The organism is Pseudomonas sp. 8O, from assembly GCF_902506495.1.
GTDB classification, from domain to species: Bacteria; Pseudomonadota; Gammaproteobacteria; order Pseudomonadales; family Pseudomonadaceae; genus Aquipseudomonas; species Aquipseudomonas chaetocerotis.
Genome location: NZ_LR733263.1, coordinates 14,276 through 39,948, shown reverse-complemented (window position 1 = coordinate 39,948; position 25,673 = coordinate 14,276). Strand labels below are relative to the sequence as shown.

The following is a 25,673-nucleotide window of genomic DNA, read 5'->3' as shown; positions in this document are numbered from 1 at the left end:
AGGACGTTAGACCGCCACTGCCTTATAAAGACGAACGAACCTGCCAAGCTCCGTAAAAATAAAGCGAAACACAGGGATATGACACTGCAGACGGGCTTCGCGCACGCGCTCGCTATCCGGCCTTATTAAAAGTGATTATTATTCACGAAGTAGTCGGCGAATCAGGCTTGCCAGTGACCATCTCCAATCTAGACAGCGTATTCATCAGCCAGCGCACCCCGCTGCTGCGCACGCTGGTAAAAATCGTGAAGAACGCCAGCATCGCCGAGGAGCTGGTGCAGGAAACCTACCTGCGGGTCGCCCGTAGCCTGCGCGACAAACCGGTCGATCACCTCGAACCCTTTCTCTTCCAGACAGGCCGCAATCTGGCGCTCGACCACTTGCGCCGCGAGCGCATGCAGTCACGCACCATGCTCGATGACGTGCCGGACGCCATCATGCAGGCCGTTCCCGCTCCGGGTTCATCCAGCGAAGACAGTCTGCACGCCGAACGCCTGCTGCAACGGCTGGGCAACGCACTGGAGCAGTTGAGCGAACGCCAGCAGCGCATCTTCATCCTCAGCCGTCTGCATGGTCAGGGCTATGCCGAGATCGCTGCAGAGCTCGGCGTGTCAGCCAGCACGGTGCAGAAAGAGCTCAAGTTGATCATGACCCTGTGCATGACCCTGCTCGAGCGCCTCGCGCCTCCGACATGAGCAACTATCGCTCACCCGCACCTTCGGCCAGAATATCGCCCCCCGGTTTCGAGAACAGCCCGATGCACCCGCAGCAGGGAACCCCCAACGACAGCGACGCATCGCTGAGCCAGGCGCTGGACTGGCTGCTTCTGCTGGAACATGCGGACGATGATTGCCGGGCGCGATTCACCGAATGGCTGGCCGCCTCCCCTGCCAATGCCGAAGCATTCGAGCGTGCGCAACAGTGCTGGCAATCATCCACGCTGGTCACCGCAGCCGCGCGCCTGGAGCAGCGCAGACAACCGGCGCCCGGGCGCTCGCGGCGCATCGGTAGAAAGCTGGCGATCGCCGCCTCGCTGCTGCTGGTGGTCGGCATCACCCTGCAAAGCGATCTGCTGCTGCACCTGCGCGCCGATCATGTCACTGCCGTTGGCCAACGCCAGAGCCTGGATCTGGCCGATGGCTCGCACGTTCTGCTCAACACCGGTAGCGCGTTCTCCAGCCAGATCGACGCGAGTCAGCGCGTCACGCAGTTGCTCAGAGGCGAAGCCTATTTCGATGTCGCCAAGGACAGCAGCCGCCCCTTTCAGGTTGCCGCTGGCCCCGTTCTGATATCGGTACGCGGCACCGCATTCTCCGTGCGCTACCTCGACGATACCGCCGAAGTCAGCGTCGAGCGGGGCGAGATCGAAGTGCATGCGCGCGGCAACGACACGCGCATCTACCTGGTAAGCGGCGATAGCATCCGTGTCGGCCCGGACGGTGTCGGCAAGCGCATACACGGCGCCACAGCCAATCAGCTCGCGTGGGTTCAGGGGCGCCTGATCTTCGATGACCGCCCTTTGCACGAAGTCCTGGATGAACTGCGCCGCTACTACCCCGGCTGGATCATCAACCGCAACGCCCGTCTGGATGACCTGCGCATCACCGGCAACTATCGCCTGAGCGAACCGGCCGACATCATGCGCTCGCTGGCGCAGGTGACCTCGGCGCAGCTTCAAGAGTACCCATCGCTGCTGATTCTCAACTGAGAAAAGAATTTTTACGCTCCAAGAGGGCTTCGTTCGTCCCGTCATAACAATGCAAATAATTCGCATTAACTGACCTTCCGACGACACCCGCAGAGAGCACAACGATGCCCCTTCACACCAGGCGCCCGCATTTCCCGCGACTGTCCACCGCCAGCCTGTCGCTGCTGGCACTCTCCATCGCCTGCGCCAGCCTGCCGCTGGCCAACGCTGCCGAGCCGTCGCCTGCAGCACAGCAGCAGAGCCAGAGCGGTTACCGCTTCGCCATCGAGCGCCAGCCCCTGGTTTCGGCGCTGAACGCATTCAGCGACGTCACGGGGTGGCAGATCGGCCTGCCGGCACAATTGGCCGACGGCATCGACTCGCCGGGAACCAGTGGCCGCCAATCGCCGGAGCTGGCCCTGGCGCGCCTGCTCGAAGGCACCGGTTTGAGCTACCGCAGCGTTGGGGAACGTAGCGTGGTGCTGGTGAAGAATCCTGCGCAATCGCTCGCCCTCCAACCAACTACGGTCACCGCCACGCTTCACGAGCAGGATGTAAACGCCGTTCCCAGCACGGTCAGCGTGCGCGATCGAACAATCCTGGACCGCAACAACATCAACACCATCAAGCAGCTGGTACGCGACGAGCCTGGCGTCTCCGTCGGTGGCACTGGTCAGCGCTCCGGCCTCACCGGCTACAACATCCGTGGCATCGATGGTAACCGGGTGTTGACGCAGGTCGACGGCGTCGAGATCCCTGCCAGCTTCTACTACGGTCCCTATGCCAATACCCAGCGCAACTATGTCGACCCGGAGATCATCAAGCGGGTGGAAATTCTCCGCGGCCCGGCCTCGGCCCTGTACGGCAGCAATGCCATTGGTGGTGCGGTGAGCTACTTCACCCTCGATGCTGACGACATCATCAAGGATGGCCGCAACAGCGGCGCCCGCCTGAAGACAGGCTACAGCTCCGCCGACGAAAGCTGGCTGAACTCGGCCACCGTCGCCGGTCGCCATGAGGACTTCGATGCGTTGCTGCACCTGTCACAGCGCAACGGCCATGAGACCGAATCCTACGGCAATCACGGCGGTACCGGCCTGGATCGTACTGCGGCCAATCCGGAAGACGTACGCACCACCAACGTCCTGGCCAAACTGGGTTGGAACTACAACGGCAGCGACCGCCTGCAGTTGACCTATGAGAAATACAAGGATGATCGCGACAGCAATCAACTCAGCGCCGTCGGTGGGCCGTTCAACGCCCCGACCATCGGTGCGGGACAGAACTACTACGCGAGTCGTGCTGGCAACGACACCATCACCCGCGAGCGCTTCGGCCTGGAGCACAGCCTGGCGCTGGACAGTCTGCTGGCCGACAGCCTGAAATGGAGCCTGAATTACCAGATCGCCAAGACCGACCAGAGCACCCAGGAGCGCTACACCCCCAGGAACTTCTTTACCCAGGCCATCACCCGCGACGTGATGCGCTATCGCAGCACCGACTACAAGGATCGCCAGTGGGTGCTCAACGCACAGCTGGACAAGGCCTTCGCCCTGGGCGAAACAGGTCACCTGCTGACCTACGGCTTCAACCTCAAGCGCCAGGAAGTCACCGGCCAGCGCAGCGGTTATGGCGTCTGCCTGCGGGCGCTGGGCGCCAACTGCCCCACCGTCGGCGCGATCAGCAGCAATAGCGGCGATACCCTCACCACCCAGAGCGACTTCCCGGATCCAACCATCGATGTCTACGGCGTATTTCTGCAAGACGAAATCCGCTGGAACCAGTGGACGTTCCTGCCGGGTGTTCGCTACGACCGGACCAAACTCAAACCCGATCTGACCGACGAGTACCTCGCCAGCGCCCCCGCAAGCAGTACCTTCGACCCCACAGGCGCGAGCACGACCTGGCAGCGCGTTTCACCCAAGCTCGGCGTGACCTATGCCTTCGATGAGCACTACACCGGCTTCGCCCAGTACGCCGAAGGCTTCCGCACACCTACGGCCAAGGAAATGTATGGCCGCTTCCAGAACAACAACCCGCCCTACATCGTGGAGCCCAACCCCGACCTCGACCCGGAAACCAGCCGCAGTCTCGAGACCGGTCTGCGTGGCAACTTCGAGGGCGGCAGCTTCAGCCTGGCCGTGTTCTATAACCGCTATCGCGACTTCATCGACGAGGATGCCGTAGGTGCAGCTGGCGGCCTGACAGTGTTCCAGAGCCGCAACATCAGCCGTGCCAGCATTCGTGGTGCGGAAGCCAAGGGCCGCCTGAATCTGGACAACTTCGGCGCACTGCCGGGTCTGTACGCGCAAGGCTCGATCGCCTATGCCCGTGGTCGCGACGAGGAAACCGGCGAGCCGCTGAACAGCATCAACCCGCTGACCGGCGTATTCGGTCTGGGCTACGAGCAGGAACGCTTCGGCGGCCTGCTGAACTGGACACTGGTCAAGCGCAAATCCCGCATCGACCAAAGCGGCTTCAACTCTCCGACCGGCGACGGCAGCCAGTTCGCCACACCCGGCTATGGCATTGTCGATCTGACCGGCTACTACAAGCTGACCGACGATCTCACCGTCAATGCCGGTCTGTACAACCTGACGGATAAGAAGTACTGGCAGTGGGACGACGTGCGCGGCTACGACGGTAACGGAGAGGCCGGCGTGACCGCCCCCGCCAATCTCGACCGCCTGACTCAACCGGGGCGCAACTTCTCGATCAACCTGGTCTGGGACATCTGAGCCGGCAGCCGGAAGTGACTGCAACTGTCACTTCCGGCGCAGACAGCAGTGCGCGGCCATTACCAAGGCGCATCTCTCGACAGCAGACAGCTCAACAAACAATCCAGGGCCGGCTGGCGCTGCGCACGGCGCACCAGGGCGACCAGCTCGCGATGGAAGGTCAGCTCACCCAGCTCGATCACCCGCAGACGCGTCGGCCTTTGCAGCCACAGGCCCGCACGCGGTACCAGGGCCACGCCCATGCCGTTTTCCACCAGCCGCACGATGGCTTCCAGTTCATCCAGCTCCAGCGCCTCGCGCACGTTCAGGCGTTGCTCACGCAGGAAGCGCGTCACCTGGCGCCCGCCGAACGAAGCGCGGTCGTAGCGCACGAAAGGCTGCTTGGCGAGCAGGCGCAATGGGTCTTCCCCGTCCACGTCCAAGGGTGCGATCAGTACGAAGGGCTCGCACGCCAGCGGCACCTCCAGCAGCTCCTTGGGTAAGGCAAACGGCGGTTTGATCAACAGCGCCAGATCCAGCTCACCGGCATCCAGCTGGCTGAACAGCTGCAAGGACACGCCCGGCACCAGCTTCAGTTCGACCCGCGGTGCCAGTTGCCGAAAGCGCGGCAGCGCCTCGGCCAGCAGACCGGTCTGCAAGGTGGCGATGGCGCCGACGCGCAGCTCGCCCTGCCACTGATCGGCCGCCTGCGGCAGCGCCATCTGCGTGTACAGCGCAAGCATCTGCTCGGCCAGCGGCAGGGCGTGGCGGCCGGCTGCGTTGAGCACGGCGGCGCGACCGCTGCGGTCGAACAGGCGCACGCCGAGGTGCTGCTCCAATACGCGCATCTGCGCGCTGACCGCCGACTGGGTCAGCCCCACCTGCTGGCCAGCGGCAGCGAAGGTGCCCAGGCGAGCGACGGTGACGAAGGTTTTCAGCTCGCGCAGCATCGAGGCCCTCGATTGATCGAAAATAGTTGAGCTTGAGAGCAAGAATATTCGCTTTAGAACAATTTTGCTGTTGGTAGGCTGGTGCGATGAACATCGATGGCGGGTTGTACCCGTCCTACCCACAACAAATCAGAGGTATTGCGTGATGGCCCTTGCTCCCTTTCACCTGGCGATTCCCGTGTACGACCTGGCCGCCGCGCGGCACTTCTACGGCGAGGTGTTCGGCTGTGCCGAGGGCCGCAGCAGCGAGCACTGGGTGGATTTCAATTTCTTCGGCCACCAGTTGGTGATCCACGAAGCGCCAAAGATGGCCTACCAGGAATCAGCCGCCAGCAACCCGGTGGACGGCCACGATGTGCCGGTGCCGCATTTCGGCGTGGTGCTCGGCTGGGCCGACTGGGAAGCGCTGGCCGAGCGCCTGCGCAGCCGCGAGACGACGTTCGTCATCGAGCCCTACGTGCGCTTCAAGGGCCAGGTCGGCGAGCAGGCCACCATGTTTCTCCTCGACCCCTGCGGCAACGCCCTGGAGTTCAAGGCGTTCAAGGACATCGGCCAGTTGTTCGCCAAGTAAGCGCGAGGAAATCCTTCAATCCAGCGGATTGTCGATCTGCGCGCGCAGCAGTTCGGCGAAGGCGCTCGCCTCCACCGGGCGGCTGATCAGAAAACCCTGGATCTCGTCACAGTTCTGGCTCTTGAGGAAATCCATCTGCGCCTGGGTTTCCACGCCCTCGGCCACCACTTTCAGCTCCAGGCTGTGGGCCATGGCGATGATCGCGCGGGTGATCGCCGCATCCTCGCCACCGGGCGACAGATCGCGGATGAAGGTCTGGTCGATCTTCACGTAATGCACCGGGAAGCGCTTGAGGTAGCTGAGCGAGGAATAGCCGGTGCCGAAATCGTCGATGGCCAGTTTGACCCCCAGCTCACGCAGCTGACGGAAGGTGACGATGACGCTGTCGACGTTGTCCAGCAGCTGGCTTTCAGTCAACTCCAGCTCCAGGTACTGCGGCGCCAGGCCGGTTTCTTCGAGCACCTGGCGCACCAGGCTGGTGAGGTTGCCCTGGCGCAACTGGTACACCGAGATATTCACCGACACCCGTATCTGCGCCAGCCCTTCCTGCTGCCACTGGCGCGCCTGGCGGCAGGCCTGACGCAGCACGAACTCGCCAATCGGCGCGATCAGCCCGGTCTCTTCGGCCAGGCCAATGAATTCGCCAGGCGCCACCATGCCTTGCTGCGGATGGCGCCAGCGCACCAGTGCTTCAGCGGCGTTGAGCTGGTCGTCGGCGAGGTTCAGCTTGGGCTGGTAGAACACCTCCAGTTGGCCTTCATCGATGGCCTTGCGCAGCTGGTTCTCCAGTTGCAGACGCTCCAGGGTGCAGGCCTGCAGGTTGTCGGTGAAGAACTGGAAGGTGTTACCGCCCAGGTGCTTGGCATGTTGCACGGCCATGTTGGCCTGGCTGATCAGCGCGCTGATCTCGCGGGCGTAGTCCGGCAGCAGACTGATGCCCAGCGAGGCGCTGATCACCAGCTCGTGCCCACCGACGGTCATCGGCACACGCAGCTTGGCCAGCAACCGACTGGCCACCCGCGCCAGGCTGGAGAGGCTGCCGTAGGCATCGAGGATGATGGCGAACTCGTCGCCCGAGAGCCGCGCGATGCAGTCGGCCTCGGGCACGGCCTGGGTCAGGCGGCGGCTCATCTGCCGCAGCAACTGGTCCGCCACTTCATGGCCGAGGCTGTCGTTGAGCAGCTTGAAACGGTCCAGATCGATATGCACCAGAGCGATGCTGCGGCCGCTCTGGCGGGCGCGCTGGCTGGCCTCGTGCAGACGCTCCTTGAACAGACTGCGGTTGGCCAGGCCGGTCAGGTCGTCATAGTGCGACAGGTAGCGCAGGCGCTCTTCGGCCTCGCGCCGCGCACTGAGATCGGCGAAGAAGCCGACGATATGGCTGGGCCGACCCGTTACATCGCGCACCAGATTGAGCTGCAGCCACTGCGGGTAAAGCTCGCCACTCTTGCGCGTCTCGATCAGCTCGCCCTGCCAGGTGCCGGTGCTGTCCAGCTCCTGGCGGATCATCTGGTATTGCCGACGCATCTCGCGGCTGCCGATCAGGCTGGTCACCGTACGCCCGACCACTTCCTCACGGCTGTATCCGGTCACCGCGCTGAAAGCGCGGTTGACCGCCAGCACGCGGTAGTCGGGGTCGAGAATGAAGATGCCTTCGCTGGCCGCTTCGAACACGGTCGCCGCCAGGCGCTGCTGTTGCTCCTGCTGACGCCGCGCGCTGACATCGCGCCGGGTGCCGAGCATGCGCCGTACACGGCCGGCGGCATCGCGCTCGACCGCACGGCCACGGTCCTCGACCCAGACCCAGTGGCCATCGACATGGCGCACGCGGTACTCGATCTGATAATCCTCGCTGCGTCCCTTGAGGTGCCGGACCAACGCCCGGCGTAGCCCCGGCAGATCATCCGGGTGCAGGCGCGGGGTCAGGTCGCGCAGCATCACTTGCACCTGGCCCGGCTCCAGACCGAACAGCTCGCGCAGGTGCGAGTGGTGCACATGATCACTCTCCAGGTCCCAGTCCCACAGGCCCAGCTCGCTGGCTTCCAGCGCCAGGGCCAGGCGCGCCTGGCTCTTGCCCAGGGCATGGGTCGCTTCGTCCAGCTCCAGGGTGCGCTCGGCCACGCGCATTTCCAGCTCGCCATGGGCGCCACGCAGTTCGCGCTCAGCGCGGCGACGTTGCTCCACCTCGCGCGCCAGTTCTTCATTGAGCCCTTCGGCGCGCTGCTTGGCGTACTCCAGATTGCTGATCAGCGCCAGGTTGTGAAAACGCTGCCGCAAGCTGCGCTGCACCAGGCGGTTGACCTGCCAGGCCACCACCAGCAGGGCGAGCAACAGCATGACGCTGAGCAGACCCCAGCCGCGCTGCAAACCGTTATCGCTGAGCAGCAGGAAGGCCGCCGAAGGCAGCAGGCAGGGCAAGGCGAACGTAAGGAAGGCGGACAGGCTGACGGCATAGGCCACGCTGGCCGAAAGAATGGCGGCGGCGATCAGGCCGTAAACCAGCGCCTGCTGGTAGAACACATCGGCAGGCACCAGCACGATCACGGCAAAGGCGAGGGTGAGGCCGCAAGCACCGGCGCCAAAGAGGAAGATACGCTGCCAGTAAGGCTCGGCTTGGCGGCTCGGCAGCGCCTCGTTGAACGCATTCACCTGGGTCAGGCGCAGCAGCGCCAGCAGCACGACCCAGCCCAGCCAGGCCGCAAGCATCGGCGCGCTCTGCTGACTCCACAGCAATAAACTGCAGGCCAGGCCGACCAGCAGCATGAGCAACGTGGGCAGGCGCGAGCCCTGGAACAATAGACGTGTACGCTCGACGGCAATGTCCGTAGCGAACTGACGTTCAGCCTGATGCGGGTCCAGCGTCACCTCTTGAACTACGGCGCTAGTCGTGTCGGTCATAGGCGATTTTCTTGTAATGGTTGCCTGAGGGTATCGGGTGTTCTTTGCGGCACCCTCAACCCTGACGTCGCGGGAGAATACCCGAGACAGGCGCCGTGCCCAACAACGTTGTGGGCAATTTCAAGGCTTGGCGCCTGATTCGTGGCGCCAATGCTGGCATTTTGCCCGCCCGCAGCTACCCTTTGCAGCCTGACCCGCCGGTCGTCGGCTGCTCGGCGCATTTTTCGACGCGTCCCCCACTGCCTCCGCGAGAGGCTTGCGGCGCCCCCGCAACAGCTCCTAGGATGGGCACCCTCCGCACTCAGGGAAGCACGGCCAAACGCCCATGGATGACTTGCAACAACGCTGGCTCTTTGCCCTTTCCGCGCCGATGGTGGCGATCAACACCCACTCGGGCGCGCAATACGGGCGGCCTGATTTCTATCCGAACAGCGAGTTCGTTGACCTCAGCGAGTCCTGGGATATCGCGGATCGCCCCGCACTGCTGGCGATGATCCAACGCATGACCGACGACGGCCATGCACGCGATCTGAGCGGCGCCTACTGGGATAACGCGCGCCTGCTACCGGGCGAATGGCAGGCGCTGGTCGACAGCCTCGACGAAGGCCAACGGGTGGCCTATCGCTACGTCGCCGACACCATACTGGTCTGCGGCTCCGGTGGCATCCGCGCCTGGGACCTAGGGCGCATGAGCTTTCTCGCCCGCATTGGTCAGTTGAACGGCTGGCTGAGCCTCGAGGAAAACCTCTGGCTGCATACTCGCCTGAGCCTGCGGGCGCGCTACTACTACCAGGGCTGGCACAGCTACCTGGCCGGTTTTCTCATCGGCCGCTGCTACTGGAACTGCCTGGGCCACGAGCAACCGGACGAACAGGCGCTGTGTATCAGCCGTCAGGGCAGTGACCCGACGCACCGTGCCCTGGTACGCGAACTGACGCTGAGCCCGGCCGCCGGATTCGACCAATTGCTCTGGGACATGGAACTGGATCTGCCGGAAAAACCGGCATCGCTGGAGGCGTTCGACTGGTCATGAGTTGCTGGGAACACCTCGGCATAGCGCCGACTGACGATCAGAACAGCATCCGCAGCGCCTATCGCGCACGCCTGCCCGACGTCCACCCGGAGCGCGATCCCGAGGGTTTCCAGGCCCTGCGCGGCGCCTACGAGGACGCCCTGCGCCAGGCCCGCGGCGAAGTCCCGGCGACAAGCGAGCCGAGCGCACCGCCCAGCGCCAGTGAACAGGCCGTGCAACAGTTCGTCGAACTGCTGCAGGACGCCGGCCGGCGCTTTCGACCCGAAGCATGGCAGGACTACTGCCGGATGCTCGACCAGTTGCCGCTAGACGTACTTGAAGGTCTCGATGGCTCGCTGCGCGGTCTGCTGCTGAGCAACGGGCCGCTGTCGCATCGCTGCGTGAACCTGCTCACCGAGCGCATGGCCTGGGCCAATCGCCTGATGCAAATGCCCTTCGAGGAAGCCGAGGCACTGGATCAGTTGCTCCAGCGCATCGCCGAACCCGACCCGTTCGACCTCGCCAGCCTGTCCGATTGGCCGACCGTCGCGCAGGTGGAAAACCTCTGGTACGTGCGCACCCTGGAGCATCTGTTCAGGAACCGGCCACTGCAGGAATTTCGTGGCTGGTGCTCGCTGCACCTGTGCCTGCCAATGCCGGTCGACCCGGACTACTATCCGCGCCTGTATCGCCAGTGCACCCTGGCCGGGGTGGCCCTGGGCGGCGCCCTGGAGCACTACCAGGCGCTGCATGACGAGACACCCGACGACCTCGACATCCAGTACCTGCTGGCGCTGCAGAAGCAGCACCATGACCTGGACGCCCTCGACCTGTGGACGCGTCTGTGGCATGAACGCGAGATACCCGAGGCGGCCGCCTGGATGCTGGCCTGGTGCGCTCATCACTCGCCTGAACGCCTGCCGCTGCTGATCCTGGCGTTCAACCGCAGCCAGATCGAGCTCGGCCATGAGCATCCGCTCGACGCCTATCAGTTAGCCGATGGCGAGCCCGCCCAGGCGCCGCAAACCCTGGCGCGCTGGCAGCGCGCCGCCATCAGCGAACTGCCGCCGCTGGCGCGCACTTTCATCGCCTGGCAGATGGGGGACAGCGAGTGGCCATTCCTTGCCGAGCTGCTCGGCGCTGCGGACACGCCGCTCACGCGGCTCTATCGCCAGGCCTGGCTGCTGCAACGTGGCGACGACAGCGACCTCGAACACCTGCTGAACCTGCAGGCCGGCGACCATCCGCTCGATGCCGTGCTGGTGCAGGGGCTACAGCACCACGCCCGGCAACAGCGCCAGTGGCTGCGCGAATCGCCTGCGCTGCAGGCGCTGCAACAGGCATCGAGCAGCCCAGGCGCGAAACTGCCGCAGGCGCTCGGTGACAACACCGTGGCTCGTGCCCAGATGTTGCGCGGGCTCAGGCGCTTGCGCCGATACGACGAGGCGACGCTGCAACGCCTTGGCGAACTGCTCGCGCCACTGCCGGGCTGGTTGCTGCCGCCCTGCCTGCAGTTGCAACTGGCCCTGCAGCGCAGCGGTCGCAGCCTGCCAGAGCTTCCCGACGATGGCGACGCTCGCTGGCACTGGCAGCGCCAGACACTGTTGCTGCTGGGCCTGCTGGAACAGCCTGAACAATGGCTGGAGCAACTGGATCAAACCCTCGCCGACCTGCCCACCGATGCCGAGCATCCGGCCCACGAGGCCAAGGCGCAGTTGCTGGCGAATACCACCACACCTCGTCGCTGGCTGCTGGATCTCGACGAAGGTGATCCACTGCAAGGGTTGATCGCCGCCGGGCAGGTCAGCCCGGACATTCTCCTCGGCAGCCCGCGTCTGCCGTCGGTCGCCCGTATCGGAGCCTGCGCCGAGCAACACAGCCACGAGCTGGCAGGCGACCCGTTCGGCCAGATGCTGCTCGACGCCCTGCTCCATCACGACCCGGATCTGCCGCAAGAGGAACGCAACCTGGCCTTGCAACGGCTGCTGGCATTCACCTGCCCTGGCATCTGGTTCGAGCCCTTCCGCGAGGGACTGGTCAAGGGCCGACCACAAAACCTGGCGCAATCGATCTGCACCGATAACGGGCTGGTGTTCGCCACCATGCAGGCGATCTTCGATGGCATGCGCGATCTGCTCGGCGGCGCCAAATCGCATCTGCCCTCGACCAGCCAGTTGCGCAAGTTGCAGCAGGCCAAGGACTCCAGCGCCACACCGACGGCCGTCCGCCTGGCGATCACCTTGCTGCTGTCGCGTTGTGAGCGCCTGCTACCCAAGCACGCGCCGACCACCTGGCGTTCACAGTGGCAGATGTGGCGACTGGGCGGACGCCTGAACCGGATCAACTTCACCCTGCAGACTCTTGCCCTGGCAGGGGCTGCACTGCCGCTGAGCTTGCTTGTCGACAAACTCAGCAGCGACCTGGCACTGGCGGTGCTCGCAGGCGCCATCCTCGTCATGGTCACCTGCATGCTGCGCCGGTTGCATGACATGAGCCGTGGCGTGGGTACGTTACTGATGTTGCTGCTGGGCAGCTTCATGCTGCCCTACATGTTGCTGGTGCTGTTCTTCTGGCCCAGCGACCCGTTGCCCAACCGTTACGGCCCGCCCGGAGGCAAGGCGGCGGCCAGCACACAGGGCTTGCAGGCGCGCCTGCGGCGCCTGAACGGGGTCAGGGACTGAATCGCGTCAGGCTCGCAGGGGCGCTTCGTTGCACATGGCGCCCCCTGCGAGGCCGTCGGGTCACCCACCTGGTCAGAAGCGCAGCGCGTCCAGCGCCTGCTCCAGACGCTGACGCGCGGCAGTGATCGGCTGCTCCTGCTGGGCGCCGAGCACGCTCTGAAACTCGTCCAGCCACTGACCAATCTGCTCGCGCTCAGTACCCAGGGTCTGCATCCAGGCACGCTCCAGGCGGGCCAGAAGGGTACGGTTGTGCAGCGTGTCACGCGGATGAATCTTCAGGCTGGCCAGGCGCGCCTGGCTGGCGGCACGCGCCTCGGCACTCAGCCCGGTGGGGCTGCGGTCGATCACGTGGCCATGGCGCTGGCCACTCTCCAGGGTCACGTCCACTTCCAGCAGACCGTTGATGTCGTAGCTGAAACGCACGTCCAGCGCCTGCACCTGGCCGGTCTGGGTCAACTTCACCTCGAAGGCATCGACGAAGATGTTGTCGCGCACCCAGGGGCGCTCACCCTGATAGACCTCGATGCGGATGTATTCCTGCTGCGCGTGGGTGGTGTAGTAGCGCTGCACGCGCGACGCCGGGATCACTGTGTTGCGCTCGATGATCGGCGAGAAGGCGCCCGGCTGCTCATCGCTGCGCCGCGAGGAAATACCCAGCGTGTAGGGGCAGACATCGGTGAGGATGATTTCCTCGATGGCCCGGTCGCGCGCCTTGCACGCCGCCTGCGCGGCGGCGCCGAGGGCAACGATGGTGTCCGGGTCGAGGTGACGATAGGGCAAGCGGCCGAACAAGGTGGCGACCAGTTGCTGCACCACGCTCATGCGCGTGGCACCGCCGACCAGCACCAGGCTGTCCAGATCACGTGGGTTGAGCCGCGCATCGCGCAGCGCCTGCTCGATGGGCTGGCGCAGGCGCGCCAGCAGCGGCGCCCAGATCTGCTGCGCGCGGACGTCGTCCAACTGCCATTGGCGGCCATTCCACTCGAGCGTCTGCGGCCCCTCGGCGAGACGTCGCTTGAGCTGTTCCAGCGCATCTTCGAGGCTGGCCAGGGCCTGGCCGTCCAGCTCGCTGCGCGACAGCCCCCAATCGCCCAGGCAGGCCTTGAGCAGGGCTTCGGTGAAATCCTCACCGCCGAGGAAGTTGTCACCGGTGGAAGCATGCACCTCGATCAGCGGCAGGGCGTACTCCAGCACGGTGACATCGAAGGTGCCGCCGCCCAGGTCGAAGATCAGCGTGCGCTCGAACTGCTGCTCATGCAGCCCATAAGCCATGGCGGCTGCGGTGGGTTCGTTGATCAGGCGCTCGACGCGCAGCCCGGCCAGCTCGGCGGCGAATACCGTGCGCTTGCGCTGTTCGTCGCTGAAATAGGCCGGTACCGAGATCACCGCCGCGCTCACCGGCACCCCGAGATACGCCTCGGCGTCCGCCTTGAGCGAGCCCAGCACCAACGCCGACAGTTCTTCCGGCGTGAACTGGCGATCACCCAGGGTAAAGCGCTTGTCGCTGCCCATGAAGCGCTTGAACGCGGCCACGCTGTGCAATGGATGGGTGGTCAGGCGCGCCCGGGCGGCAGCGCCGACGAGAATGCTACCGTCCTCGTCCAGGCTCACCGCCGAGGGGGTCAGTACATCGCCGAGCGCATTGGGGATCAATTCGGCTCGCCCGTCACGCCAGACGGCGATCAGGCTGTTGGTGGTGCCCAGATCAATGCCCAGCAGCGGGCTGTCACCAGTCGACATTGCTATCGCGACTCCCTCAAATCCATTGAAGGGCGCAGTCTACCCCGCACAGGGGCACCGGCAAACTGCCTCGTCGCTGGCGTTTGCCCTACCCTGCAGCGCCCCCTAGAATGCCGCGATGCAAAACGACCTCGATCACAGACTCACCACACTCAATCCCGCCCAGCACCATGCGGTTACCACGCCGCCTGGTCATCAGCTGGTGCTGGCCGGTGCCGGCTCGGGCAAGACCCGCGTGCTGGTGCACCGCATCGCCTTCCTGATCCAGCGCCTGGATGTCTCGCCGCACAGCATCCTGTCGGTGACCTTCACCAACAAGGCGGCCGCCGAGATGCGCCACCGCATCGAAGACGTTCTGGGCCACGCCCCTGCCGGCATGTGGGTCGGTACCTTCCACGGCCTGGCTCACCGCCTGTTGCGTGCGCACTGGAAAGAAGCCGGACTGGCCGAGAACTTCCAGATTCTCGACTCCGACGATCAGCAACGCCTGATCAAGCGAGTGATCCGCGACCTCGGTCTCGATGAACAGCGCTGGCCGGCCAAGCAGGCGCAGTGGTTCATCAACGGGCAGAAGGACGAAGGCATTCGCCCGCAAGGCATCCAGGCCAGCGGCGACCTGTTCCTGGCCACCATGCGCAGCATCTATGAAGCCTACGAGGCGGCCTGCGCGCGCACCGGCGTCATCGACTTCGCCGAACTGCTGCTGCGCGCCCTCGACCTGTGGCGCGACAACGCCGGGCTGCTGGAGCACTACCAGCGACGCTTCCGCCATATCCTGGTCGACGAGTTCCAGGACACCAACGCCGTACAGTACGCCTGGCTGCGCTTTCTCGCCAAAGGCGGCGAAAGCCTGATGGTGGTGGGCGACGACGACCAGTCGATCTACGGCTGGCGTGGCGCGAAGATCGAGAACATCCAGCAGTTCGACAGCGATTTCGCCGATGCCGAGATCATCCGTCTGGAGCAGAACTACCGCTCCACGGCGAACATCCTCAATGCCGCCAACGCGCTGATCGCCAACAACCAGGGGCGCCTCGGCAAGGAGCTGCGCACCGACGTCGGTGATGGCGAGCCGCTGGCTCTGTACGCCGCCTTCAACGAGCACGACGAAGCGCGCTACGTGGTGGAAACCATCGAGGACGCCCTGCGCAAGGACGGCCTCAAACGCAGCGAGATCGCCATTCTCTATCGCTCCAACGCCCAGTCACGGGTGCTGGAAGAGGCGCTGCTGCGCGAGAAGATCCCCTATCGCATCTACGGCGGTCAGCGCTTCTTCGAGCGCGCCGAAATCAAGAACGCCATGGCCTACCTGCGCCTGCTCGACGGGCGCGGCAACGATGCGGCGCTGGAGCGCATCATCAACGTGCCGGCACGCGGCATCGGCGAGAAGACCATCGAGACCATCCGCGAATACGCCCGCGCTCACGACGTGCACATGTGGGAGGCGATTCGCCTGATGCTGGCGGTCAAGGCGCTGCCTGGCCGCGCCTCGGGCGCACTGGCCGGCTTTATCGAGCTGATCGACGGCCTGGCCGAGCAGGTGCTGGCCATGCCGCTGCACCAGATGACCCAGGTGGTCGTCGAAAAGAGCGGCCTGCTCGCCTATCACGAGGCGGAAAAGGGCGAGAAGGGCCAGGCCCGGGTGGAAAACCTGGAGGAACTGGTCAGCGCCGCACGCGCCTTCGAGAACGATGAAGACGACGAGCTGACCCCGCTGCAGGCCTTCCTCACCCACGCCTCGCTGGAGGCCGGGGACACCCAGGCCGCCGAGAATGAAGACAGTATTCAACTGATGACCCTGCACAGCGCCAAGGGCCTGGAATTCCCCCTGGTGTTCCTGGTGGGCATGGAAGAGGGTCTGTTCCCACACAAGATGAGCCTGGAAGAACCGGGCCGATTGGAAGAAGAACGCCGCCTGGCCTATGTCGGCATTACCCGTGCCATGCAGAAGCTGGTGATCAGCTACGCCGAAACACGGCGTCTCTACGGTAGCGAGACCTATAACAAGGTGTCGCGCTTTGTCCGCGAAATCCCCGCACCGCTGATTCAGGAAGTACGCCTGAGCAACAGTGTCAGCCGCCCGATGAGCACCAGCTCGATGGGTGGCGGCAGCCTGTTCGCCGGCAGTGCCATACCGCAAACGCCCTTCAACCTGGGTCAGCGCGTACGTCACAGCCTGTTCGGCGAGGGCACCATCCTCAATTTCGAGGGTGCTGGTGCCCAGGCGCGGGTCCAAGTGAATTTCGAAAACGAAGGCAGTAAATGGCTGATGCTGGCGTACGCCAAGCTTGAAGCCTATTAGCACACCGTATCTGGAGATAATCGATGAATCGCCGCAATCTGTTCGGCGCTGTACTGGCTCTGATCGCCGCCATCGGCCTGGTTGGCTGCAAAGAAGACAAGCCTGCCACCCAGCAGGCCGCTGCCAAGCCGGCAGAAGCCATCCACTGGAAGATGGTCACCTCCTGGCCGAAGAACTTCCCCGGCCTGGGCACCGCTGCCGAACGCCTGGCCGGGCGTATCAATGCCATGAGCGCCGGACGCCTGACCGTCAAGGTCTACGCCGCCGGTGAGCTGGTGCCGGCGCTGGAAGTGTTCGACGCCGTATCCCGCGGCACCGCCGAGATGGGCCATGGCACGCCGTACTACTGGAAGGGCAAGGTGCCGGCTGCGCAGTTCTTCAGCAGCGTGCCGTTCGGCCTGTCCACCCTGGAAATGAACGCCTGGCTGAGCAAGGGCGGCGGCCAAGCGCTATGGGACGAAACCTACGCACCCTTCGGCGTGAAGCCGCTGTCGGCCGGCAACACCACCATGCAGATGGGCGGCTGGTTCAACAAGGAAATCAACAGCCTGGCCGACATCAAGGGCCTGAAGATCCGCATGCCGGGCCTCGGCGGCGAAGTCTGGAGCAAGCTCGGCGCGATCACCGTCAACCTGCCGGGTGGCGAGATTTTCACCTCCCTGCAGACCAGCGCCATCGATGCCACCGACTGGGTCGGCCCGTACAACGACCTGGCCTTCGGTCTGCACAAGGCGGCCAAGTACTACTACTTCCCGGGCTGGCAGGAGCCGCAGGCCGTGGTCGAATCCATGGTCAACCAGAAGGCCTTCGACGCACTGCCGGCCGACCTGCAGGCCATCGTCGTCGAGGCCGCGCGCGCCGCGACCCTGGATATGATGGACGACTACGTGTTCAACAACGCCAAGGCGCTGCAGAGCCTGAAGAGCGAGGGTGTGCAGTTCAAGCGTCTGCCGGACGAGGTGCTGCAAGCCATGCGTGAGCAATCAAACGTGGTCCTCGAGTCCCTGGCCGCCGAGAACGATCTCAATGGCCGCATCTGGGCCTCGCAGAAAGCCTTCCTCGAAGAAGCCAGCGCCATGCAGGCACTGACCGAGAAAGAGCTGTACAACTGGCGTTGAGCCAACTGAACGGGGCCAAGGGCCCCGTTTTTCTTAGGGATTGCGCCCATGCGTCTTCACTCTCTGCTTTTACTGCCCCTGCTCGCCTTCGGCCTGATCGGCTGCAAGGACGATTCCGCGCCGGCCGACCAGGCCGCAGCACCCGCCCAGACCTTCCACTGGAAGATGGTCACCACCTGGCCGAAGAACGCACCCGGCACCGGCACCGCAGCCGAACGCCTGGCTGAGCGCGTCAACGCCATGAGCGCCGGGCGCCTGACCATCAAGGTCTACGCGGCTGGCGAGCTGGTGCCGGCGCTGGAAGTGTTCGACGCGGTATCTCGCGGCACTGCCGAACTCGGCCACGGCACACCCTATTACTGGAAGGGCAAGGTGCCGGCCGCGCAGTTCTTCGGCGCGGTGCCGTTCGGCCTGTCCACCCTGGAGATAAATGCCTGGCTGAACAAGGGCGGGGGTCAGGCCCTGTGGGACGAAGCCTATGCGCCATTCGGCCTCAAGCCACTGACTGCGGGCAACAGCACCATGCAGATGGGCGGTTGGTTCAACAAGGAAATCAACAGCCTGGCCGACATCAAGGGCCTGAAAATCCGCATGCCGGGCCTCGGCGGTGAAGTCTGGAGCCGCCTGGGTGCGACCACCGTGGTGATGCCGGGTGGCGAAATCTTCACCGCCCTGCAGACTGGCGCCATCGACGCCACCGACTGGGTCAGCCCCTACAACGACCTGGCCTTCGGTCTGCAGAAGGCCGCCAGGTACTACTACTACCCCGGCTGGCAGGAGCCGCAGTCGGTGCTCGAGCTGCTGATCAATCAGAAGGCCTTCGATGCACTGCCGGCCGACCTGCAGGCCATCGTCAGCGAAGCGGCGCGCGCAGCGACCCAGGACATGATGGACGACTACGTCTACCACAACGCCCTGGCACTGGACGAACTGAAGAAGAGCGGCACGCTGCTCAAGCGCTTCCCCGACGAAGTGCTGCAGGCCATGCAACGTGAGAGCGAACAGGTGCTGGGCGAACTGGCCGCGCAGAGCGAGCTCAACGGCCGAATCTGGGCCTCGATGCAGGCGTTCCAGGCGCTGGCCACCTCGATGCAGGCGCTGTCGGAAAAGGAGCTGTACGACTGGCGCTGAACTGGCAATGCGGCGTAGACGGTGCGCGTGGCGCACCCTATCCGTGCCTCACAACGGAGACGCAACGTAGGGTGCGCCGCGCGCCCCAGCGTTCAATGGCTCCGTTTGTCGTTCCAGGCTGCGCCTCATGCCCTGGCGGCCATACTTCTCGGATGAAAAACAAGCCGACCGACCCCGCCCGAATCCTCGATAGCGCCCTGCAACTGGCCGACGTCTGCGGCTGGGAGCGCCTTCACCTGTTCGACGTCGGCGCCGCGCTCGACATTGGCCTGGACGATATCGCCCGTCACTACCGCGACAAGGACGATCTGGTGGAAGCCTGGTTCGACCGCGCCGACCAGGCCATGCTCGGCCATGCGAGAAATCCTGACCTGCAGGGCCTGAACGCCGAACAACGCCTGGAAAGTTGCCTGCTGGTCTGGCTCGACAGCTTGGCAGCACATCGCGCGGTGACCGGGCAGATGTTGTTGTACAAGCTCGAACCCGGGCATATCCATCTGCAGGTGCTCGGCCTGATGCGTATCAGCCGCACCGTGCAGTGGTGGCGTGAAGCCGCTGGCCGGCAAAGCCTGCACCTGCGCCGCATCGCCGAAGAAACCCTGCTCACCGGCGCCTACCTGCGCAGCTTCGTACACTGGCTGCGCCATCCCGAAGAAGATGCAGCAACCTTCCGCGCCTTTCTCCGTGGCCAACTGCGCTGCGGCCCGCTGCCTCTGCTGCTGCAACGCCCGTAGCCCGGATGAAATCCGGGAGCATGGTAGCAAGCCTGCGACAACGCCCGTAGGGTGCGCCATGCGCACCGGGGCCGCTTCGATACTGGACCGGGCGCGCATGGCGCCGCCTAACGCAGGCAAAAGCCGGAAACATTCTGTCACTGGTCATGCGCCCCCGTGGCGGGCAAGATGCCGTCCAAGCTTTTCCACAAGAGAGAAAACCGTGATGCAGCGTTTCCTCAGTATTGCCATGGTGCTGTGCCTGGCACTGACCTTCAGCTTCGAAGCCCACGCCAAGCGCTTTGGCGGTGGCAAATCCTTCGGCTCCGCACCCAGCCACCAAACCCGTCAGGCCACACCGCCGGCGCAGTCCGCTGCGCAGGCGCCCGGCCGCCAACAGCCTGCCGCTGCCGCCAGCGGTGCTTCGCGCTGGCTCGGCCCGCTGGCCGGCCTGGCCGCCGGTGGTCTGCTGGCCTCGATGTTCATGGGTGATGGTTTCGAAGGCCTGCAGATCATGGACATGCTGATCTTCGGCCTGATCGCCTTCCTGCTGTTCCGTTTCCTCGCCGCCCGTCGTGCGCGCCAGCAGCCACAAATGGCAGCTGCCGGTGCGCCCTACCAGCGTGAAATGCCGAACGCCGACAACGCGCCGGCCGCTGGCAGCAATATCTTCGGTGGTCGCCTGGCTACGGCCGCTCCGGTGATCAACGCCCCGGCCTGGTTCAACGAGCAGAGCTTCATCGCCGCCGGCCGTGAGCACTTCATGAACCTGCAGCAGCACTGGGACGCCGACGAGATGGACAAGATCGCCGAGTTCGTTACCCCGCAACTGCTGGAGTTCCTCAAGCGCGAGCGCGCCGAGCTGGGTGACGGCTTCCAGTCCACCTACATCGACGAACTCAACGTGCAGCTCGACGGCGTCGACGACAATGCCGAGAAGACCATCGCCACCCTGACTTTCAGCGGTCTGTCGAAGACCTCGCGCTTCGACCAGGGCGAGCCGTTCAGCGAAAGCTGGCGCCTGGAGCGTGCTCAGGGCGACAACCAGCCCTGGCTGGTCGCTGGCATTCGCCAGAACTGATCGCTACGACGCACAAAAACCCGGGCTTGCCCGGGTTTTTCATTTCAGCATTCGCCCGCTATCGCGGCTGAAGCCGCTCCTACAGCCTGATTACCTGCCCGTCACGACTGCTCTGTAACAACCCGGCGCATGCCGATATGCGGGATGTCGTCCTCCAGATACACCTCGGTCACCGCCACGAAACCATAACGCCCGTAGTAGCCCTGCAGATGCGCCTGCGCCGACAGATAGACCGGCACGCCCGGCCAACGCTGGTGACACTCGAGCAGCGCCTGCTCCATAAGCCGGTGACCCAGCCCGGTGCCACGCGCCCGCTCGGCGATCACCACCCGACCGATCACCACCTCGCCCTCCATACGCTGCGGATCGAGCAGGCGCAGATAACCCACCAACCCCGACTCGTCGCGTGCCAGCAGGTGGCAGGTGTCACCGACCAGGTCCTGGCCATCGGTTTCCAGATAGGGACAGTTCTGCTCGACCACGAACACCTGGGTGCGCAGCGCCAGCAGTTCATAGAGGGTGGCGGTATCGAGTTCGCTGTGGTGCAGGCAGGGCCAGGCAAGAGATGACATCAAAGGGCTCCGCAAAAGCGCCAGTATGCAGTGACGACGACATGTTTTCATTCTGCCGGCCAGCTACTGTATAAAGCCGATCCCCCATGATGAGGAGCCGACGCCGTGGAAGAAGTCATCGAACAGCTGCGCGAACTCAACGAGCCGGTACCGGTACCGCTGGAGCTGCCGGAAGAAGAAACCCTGGTGGAGATTCAGGAGCAGATCCTCATCCACTTGCCCTTCGAGCTGCGCGAATACCTGCTCAAGGTCAGTGATGTGGTCTACGGCCGCCTGGAGCCGGTGACCGCCAGTGACCCGCAATCGCACACCTACCTGCCGGAAGTCGCCGCTGAAGCCTGGAGTTTGGGGCTGCCGCGCGATCTGGTGCCGCTGTGCCAGGACGGCCGCAACTACTACGCCGTGGACGTGGAAGGCCAGGTCTGGCTGTGGGACGGCGACGAAGGCGAACTGACCGACGAAAGCTGGGACTCTGTCTGGCACTGGTGCCGCGACGTCTGGCTGGAGAGCTGACGGCAAAGCCTCGTCGCGGCTGAAGCGCCTCCCACAGTTGGCAGTCGCACGTGACCCCGTGGGAGGGGCTTCAGCCGCGACCGGCACAACACATCAGCCAAACCCGGTCACACCTCGCCCTGCTCCAACGCCAGCAGGTTGAGCAGGAATCGCGCGAAATACAGCAAATCCTGCTCCATGGCCTGGCGCGCGCCCTTGGCGTCGCCGGCCTCGATGGCGGCGAAGGCGTCTTCATGAAAGTCGTTGAGCCGTAGCGACAGGTCGGCGCCGGTAAACAACCGGTTGAAGAATGGCCCGATCTGCAGCCATAGCGACTCGATCGAACGCATCAGCACCGGGTTGCCGCAGGCGCCGTACAGGTGCAGGTGAAACTGGCTGTTGGCGCTGAGGTAGCCCTGCACCTGGCGGGTCTCGATGGCAACATCCATGCGTTGCACGCAGTCACGCAACAGAGCCAGGTCATCGCGGCTAAGCCGTGGCGTGGCCAACTCCACCGCCAGGCCTTCCAGCGCCAGGCGCACCTGAAAGATGTTCTCGTAGCGCTCGCGGGTCATCGAGGGGACCCGCACCGAGCGCTGCTGCTCGCCCTCCAGCGCGCCCTCGGCCACTAGCCGCTGCAGGGCAGCGCGCACCGGCATCGGGCTGGTGCCCCACTCGCTCGCCAAGTCGCGGATCTTCAACCGCTCTCCAGGCTGGAAGCGCCCGGCCAGAAGACCTGAGCGGATGTTCTGATACAGCTGTTCCTGCAGATTGTCAGCCATGCGCTACCTCCCTCGGTGGCGCCGGCAGTTGAGCAAGGGTCAGGCTACAGTCACGCATGAAAGGCTCCAGTGGGAAATGTGGCGAGTCTACGTCAGGAACTTATTTTGTGTGAAAAATGGCTGGCCATTAAATATTTGGTGATCACAAATATAAATTTATAGATGAAATATCCAATGATCATCATGATATTTACTATTTTGTGATCACAAAATATCATGCGTGCAGCATTCAATCGAGGTATGCCCCATGACCACCGCCAGTGGTATCAGCCCAATCGCCGTTGACCGCTTCGTCGCTGCCGAGCGCGAACTGTTCCTGTCGCGCAATCCGAAGTCCGTGGCCCTGGCCGAACGTGCCCGCCACTCGCTGTATGGCGGCGTACCGATGCACTGGATGGCCGACTGGTCAACGCCGGTGCCGCTGTTCGTCGAGCGCGCCAAGGGTGCGCGCTTCTTCGACGTGGACGGTCATGAGTACATCGACTTCTGCCTGGGCGACACCGGCACCATGTTTGGCCATTCGCCAGATCCAGTAGCCCGCGCCCTCGCCGAGCAAGCGAACAACGGCCTGACCACCATGCTGCCCGGCGAGGACGCCGTGGTTTGCGGCGAGCTGCTGGCCCAGCGCTTCGGCCTGCCCTACTGGCAGGTGACCGCCACCGCCACCGATTCCAACCGCTACGTGCTGCGCTGGGCGCGCGCCATCACCGGGCGCAAGACCCTGCTGGTGTTCGACGGCTGCTACCACGGCACCGTCGACGACGTGATGGTGCGCCATCGCGATGGCCAGACCGTGCACCGTTCAGGCCTGGTCGGCCAGGCCTATGACCTGACCGAGCACAGCCGCGCCATTCCCTTCAACGATGTCGAAGCCCTGGAAGCGGCGCTGGCTCAGGGCGACGTCTGCGCCCTGCTGTGCGAGCCGGCGATGACCAACATCGGCATGGTCCTGCCCGATCCAGGCTTCATGCAAAAGTGCCGCGAGCTGACGCGCAAGTACGGCAGCCTGCTGATCATCGACGAAACCCACACCATCTCCACCGATATCGGCGGCTGCACGCGCTTGTGGGGCCTCGACCCGGACTTCTTCGTGGTCGGCAAACCTATCGCCGGTGGCGTGCCGTGCGGCATCTTCGGTTGCAGCGCAGCGATGGCCGAAGCCATGACCCAGGCGCGCCAGCGCGCCAGCGAAGAAAGCCATGGTCACGGCCACAGCGGCATGGGCACCACCCTGTCGGCCAATGCCCTGGCCATGCACTGCATGCGCGCCAACCTGGAACAGGTGATGACCCAGGCCGCCTACGACCACATGCTGCCGCTGGCGGCTCGCCTGGCCGATGGCTTCCGCCAGTTGATCGACAAGCATGACCTGAACTGGTCGGTGACCGAACTGGGCGCACGCTGCGAATTCCAGTTCTGCGCCGCGCCGCCGCGTACTGGCGCAGAGGCCGAAGCGGCGTTCCATGACGAGTTGCAGATGGCCCTGCACCTGTACCTGATCAACTGCGGCATCCTGATCACGCCCTTCCACAACATGACCCTGTGCTGCCCGAGCACCACCGAGGCCGATGTGGACAAATTGATCGCCATGCTCGATGCGGCGCTCACCGAGCTACTGGCCATCCCCGGCGCCAGGCTCTGAAGATTGCTCCCACGCTCCGGCGTGGGAGCGCAGGCAGCGACGCTCCGCGTCGCAAGGGACGCAGAGCGTCCCCGGAGTGGTTCCCACGCAGAGCGTGGGCATCATCAGAAAGCGGATGAGGGTCTTCCCTCACCCCTAGCCCCTCTCCCAAAGGGAGAGGGGAAGAAAAGCAAGGACACCACCATGCAATTCGCCCATCCCCAGGAAGCCCGCGACTTCCTCGCCAAGCACCCAGAAGTTCGCAGCATCGAGCTGATGCTGATTGACGCCAACGGCATCCCGCGCGGCAAGCTGCTGCACCGCGACGAGCTGCTGGCCATCTACGAGAACGGCCGGCCACTGCCCAGCTCGATCCTCTCGCTGACCATCCAGGGCGAGGACGTCGAGGCAAGCGGCCTGGTCTGGGAAGTGGCCGACGCCGACTGCTGGACCTACCCACTGCCCGGCAGTCTGACCCTGCAACCCTGGCGCGCGGTCCCCACCGGCCAATTGCAGGTGAGCATGCATCCGACTGAGGGCATGCCGGCCACGCCGGGCGATCCGCGCCATGTGCTGGCGCGCACCATCGACGCGCTCAAGGCCGACGGCTATCACCCGGTGATGGCGGTGGAACTGGAGTTCTACCTGCTGGACAAGCAGCGCGACGCCAACGGTCGCCCGCAGCCTGCCATGCAGATGAACGGCGTGCGCCCGCAGGCGCCGCAGGTTTACGGCGTGTACGAGCTGGAGCAGATGCAACCCTTCATCGACGACCTCTACGCCGCCTGTGAAGCGCAGGGTCTGCCGGTGCGTACGGCGATCTCCGAATACGCCCCCGGCCAACTCGAGCTGACTCTGGAGCACCGCTTCGATGCCCTTCAGGCGGTAGACGAAGGCGTGCGCTACAAGCGTCTGGTCAAGGGTGTGGCTAATAAACATGGACTGCAGGCCTGCTTCATGGCCAAGCCGTTCGGTGATCTGGCCGGCAGCGGCATGCACATGCACGTCAGCCTGGCAGATGAGCACGGCAACAACCTGATGGCCAGCGAAGACCCACAAGGCACACCGCTGCTGCGTCACGCCATCGGCGGCATGATGGCCACGCTCGACGACGCCCTGGCGATCTTCTGCCCCAACGCCAACTCCTTCCGCCGCTTCCAGGCCAACAGCTACGCGCCGCTGGCCAAGAGCTGGGGAGTGAACAACCGCACCGTGTCCTTCCGCGTGCCAGGCGGGCCGGCCAAAAGCCGCCATGTCGAGCACCGCATCTGCGGCGCCGACGCCAATCCCTATCTGGCGGCGGCGGCGATCCTTGCCGGTATCCACAAGGGTATCCGTGAGCAGATCGACCCAGGCGCGGCCATCGTCGGTAACGGCTACGAACAGGCCCGCGAAACTCTGCCCACGGACTGGCTCACCGCACTGCGCAACCTGGAAGGTTCGAGCTGGGCGCGCGGAGCGCTGGGCGAGGATTTCCTCAAGGTGTTCCTGGCGATCAAGTGGGCCGAGTTCCGCCAGTTCATGGGCGAAGTAGGCGAGCAGGACTGGCGCTGGTATCTGAGTCACGCCTGAGTCGGCCAGATGGATGAAAACCCTACGCCCAGC

19 protein-coding genes are annotated in these 25,673 nt (G+C 64.5%); 14 read left to right on the top strand and 5 right to left on the bottom strand.

What is annotated here, in order from left to right; genetic code table 11:
- The first annotated feature begins 173 nt into the window (after window positions 1–173).
- The 3 genes from GV002_RS00180 (at window position 174) to GV002_RS00170 (ending at window position 4,425) form a co-directional block, all read left to right on the top strand.
- On the top strand, window positions 174–695 hold the full coding sequence (locus tag GV002_RS00180; protein WP_160016512.1) for an RNA polymerase sigma factor: 522 nt from the start codon (window positions 174–176) through the stop codon (window positions 693–695).
- Window positions 696–757: 62 nt separating this feature from the next.
- The gene (locus GV002_RS00175) at window positions 758–1,708 is read left to right on the top strand and encodes a FecR family protein (protein ID WP_178094556.1); all 951 of its coding nucleotides are present in this window, start codon (window positions 758–760) and stop codon (window positions 1,706–1,708) included.
- A gap of 104 nt (window positions 1,709–1,812) precedes the next feature.
- Window positions 1,813–4,425, top strand: a complete 2,613-nt coding sequence (locus tag GV002_RS00170; protein WP_160016510.1) for a TonB-dependent receptor — start codon at window positions 1,813–1,815, stop codon at window positions 4,423–4,425.
- Between the two features lie 59 nt (window positions 4,426–4,484).
- Here the strand turns inward: GV002_RS00170 and GV002_RS00165 are convergent, their stop codons facing one another.
- Entirely contained in the window at window positions 4,485–5,354 is an 870-nt protein-coding gene (locus tag GV002_RS00165; RefSeq protein WP_160016509.1) for a LysR substrate-binding domain-containing protein, read from the bottom strand.
- A gap of 145 nt (window positions 5,355–5,499) precedes the next feature.
- Between GV002_RS00165 and GV002_RS00160 the strand changes: the two genes are divergently transcribed.
- Complete coding sequence (locus tag GV002_RS00160) at window positions 5,500–5,925, top strand: VOC family protein (RefSeq protein ID WP_160016508.1); 426 nt, start codon at window positions 5,500–5,502, stop codon at window positions 5,923–5,925.
- A 15-nt stretch (window positions 5,926–5,940) separates the two neighbouring features.
- Here the strand turns inward: GV002_RS00160 and GV002_RS00155 are convergent, their stop codons facing one another.
- On the bottom strand, window positions 5,941–8,823 hold the full coding sequence (locus tag GV002_RS00155; protein ID WP_160016507.1) for a GGDEF and EAL domain-containing protein: 2,883 nt from the start codon (window positions 8,821–8,823) through the stop codon (window positions 5,941–5,943).
- 325 nt (window positions 8,824–9,148) lie between these two features.
- On the opposite strand from GV002_RS00155, the gene GV002_RS00150 reads away from it, so the two are divergent.
- Window positions 9,149–9,856, top strand: a complete 708-nt coding sequence (locus GV002_RS00150; RefSeq protein ID WP_160016506.1) for a DUF1266 domain-containing protein — start codon at window positions 9,149–9,151, stop codon at window positions 9,854–9,856.
- The gene (locus GV002_RS00145) at window positions 9,853–12,516 is read left to right on the top strand and encodes a DUF805 domain-containing protein (RefSeq protein WP_160016505.1); all 2,664 of its coding nucleotides are present in this window, start codon (window positions 9,853–9,855) and stop codon (window positions 12,514–12,516) included. Before GV002_RS00150 ends, GV002_RS00145 begins: the two co-directional genes overlap by 4 nt.
- A 72-nt stretch (window positions 12,517–12,588) precedes the next feature.
- Here GV002_RS00145 and GV002_RS00140 read toward each other — a convergent pair whose 3' ends face one another.
- Window positions 12,589–14,256 (bottom strand): molecular chaperone HscC, encoded by a 1,668-nt coding sequence (locus GV002_RS00140; RefSeq protein WP_160016504.1) that lies wholly within the window; start codon window positions 14,254–14,256, stop codon window positions 12,589–12,591.
- 118 nt (window positions 14,257–14,374) lie between these two features.
- On the opposite strand from GV002_RS00140, the gene uvrD reads away from it, so the two are divergent.
- The 5 genes from uvrD to GV002_RS00115 all read left to right on the top strand — a co-directional run bounded on the left by uvrD (window position 14,375) and on the right by GV002_RS00115 (window position 20,601).
- Window positions 14,375–16,558: a DNA helicase II gene (uvrD, locus tag GV002_RS00135; protein WP_160016503.1), complete on the top strand. Its 2,184-nt coding sequence runs from the start codon at window positions 14,375–14,377 to the stop codon at window positions 16,556–16,558.
- A gap of 23 nt (window positions 16,559–16,581) precedes the next feature.
- Entirely contained in the window at window positions 16,582–17,676 is a 1,095-nt protein-coding gene (locus GV002_RS00130) for a TRAP transporter substrate-binding protein (RefSeq protein ID WP_160016502.1), read from the top strand.
- 48 nt (window positions 17,677–17,724) lie between these two features.
- Window positions 17,725–18,807: a TRAP transporter substrate-binding protein gene (locus GV002_RS00125; RefSeq protein WP_160016501.1), complete on the top strand. Its 1,083-nt coding sequence runs from the start codon at window positions 17,725–17,727 to the stop codon at window positions 18,805–18,807.
- Between the two features lie 152 nt (window positions 18,808–18,959).
- Window positions 18,960–19,541 (top strand): TetR/AcrR family transcriptional regulator, encoded by a 582-nt coding sequence (locus GV002_RS00120; RefSeq protein ID WP_160016500.1) that lies wholly within the window; start codon window positions 18,960–18,962, stop codon window positions 19,539–19,541.
- 205 nt (window positions 19,542–19,746) lie between these two features.
- On the top strand, window positions 19,747–20,601 hold the full coding sequence (locus GV002_RS00115) for a Tim44 domain-containing protein (RefSeq protein WP_160016943.1): 855 nt from the start codon (window positions 19,747–19,749) through the stop codon (window positions 20,599–20,601).
- 101 nt (window positions 20,602–20,702) lie between these two features.
- Here GV002_RS00115 and GV002_RS00110 read toward each other — a convergent pair whose 3' ends face one another.
- Window positions 20,703–21,173 carry a GNAT family N-acetyltransferase gene (locus tag GV002_RS00110; protein ID WP_160016499.1) on the bottom strand — a complete coding sequence of 157 codons (471 nt, stop codon included), beginning with the start codon at window positions 21,171–21,173 and terminating at the stop codon, window positions 20,703–20,705.
- 105 nt (window positions 21,174–21,278) lie between these two features.
- Between GV002_RS00110 and GV002_RS00105 the strand changes: the two genes are divergently transcribed.
- Entirely contained in the window at window positions 21,279–21,686 is a 408-nt protein-coding gene (locus GV002_RS00105; protein WP_160016498.1) for an SMI1/KNR4 family protein, read from the top strand.
- A gap of 107 nt (window positions 21,687–21,793) precedes the next feature.
- Here GV002_RS00105 and GV002_RS00100 read toward each other — a convergent pair whose 3' ends face one another.
- Window positions 21,794–22,447, bottom strand: a complete 654-nt coding sequence (locus GV002_RS00100) for a GntR family transcriptional regulator (RefSeq protein ID WP_160016497.1) — start codon at window positions 22,445–22,447, stop codon at window positions 21,794–21,796.
- Between the two features lie 247 nt (window positions 22,448–22,694).
- Between GV002_RS00100 and GV002_RS00095 the strand changes: the two genes are divergently transcribed.
- Both GV002_RS00095 and GV002_RS00090 read left to right on the top strand, forming a co-directional pair.
- Window positions 22,695–24,089, top strand: a complete 1,395-nt coding sequence (locus tag GV002_RS00095) for an aspartate aminotransferase family protein (protein WP_160016496.1) — start codon at window positions 22,695–22,697, stop codon at window positions 24,087–24,089.
- A 183-nt stretch (window positions 24,090–24,272) separates the two neighbouring features.
- A complete protein-coding gene (locus GV002_RS00090; protein WP_160016495.1) occupies window positions 24,273–25,640 on the top strand; it encodes a glutamine synthetase family protein in 1,368 nt (455 codons plus the stop codon).
- The last annotated feature ends 33 nt before the right edge of the window (window positions 25,641–25,673 follow it).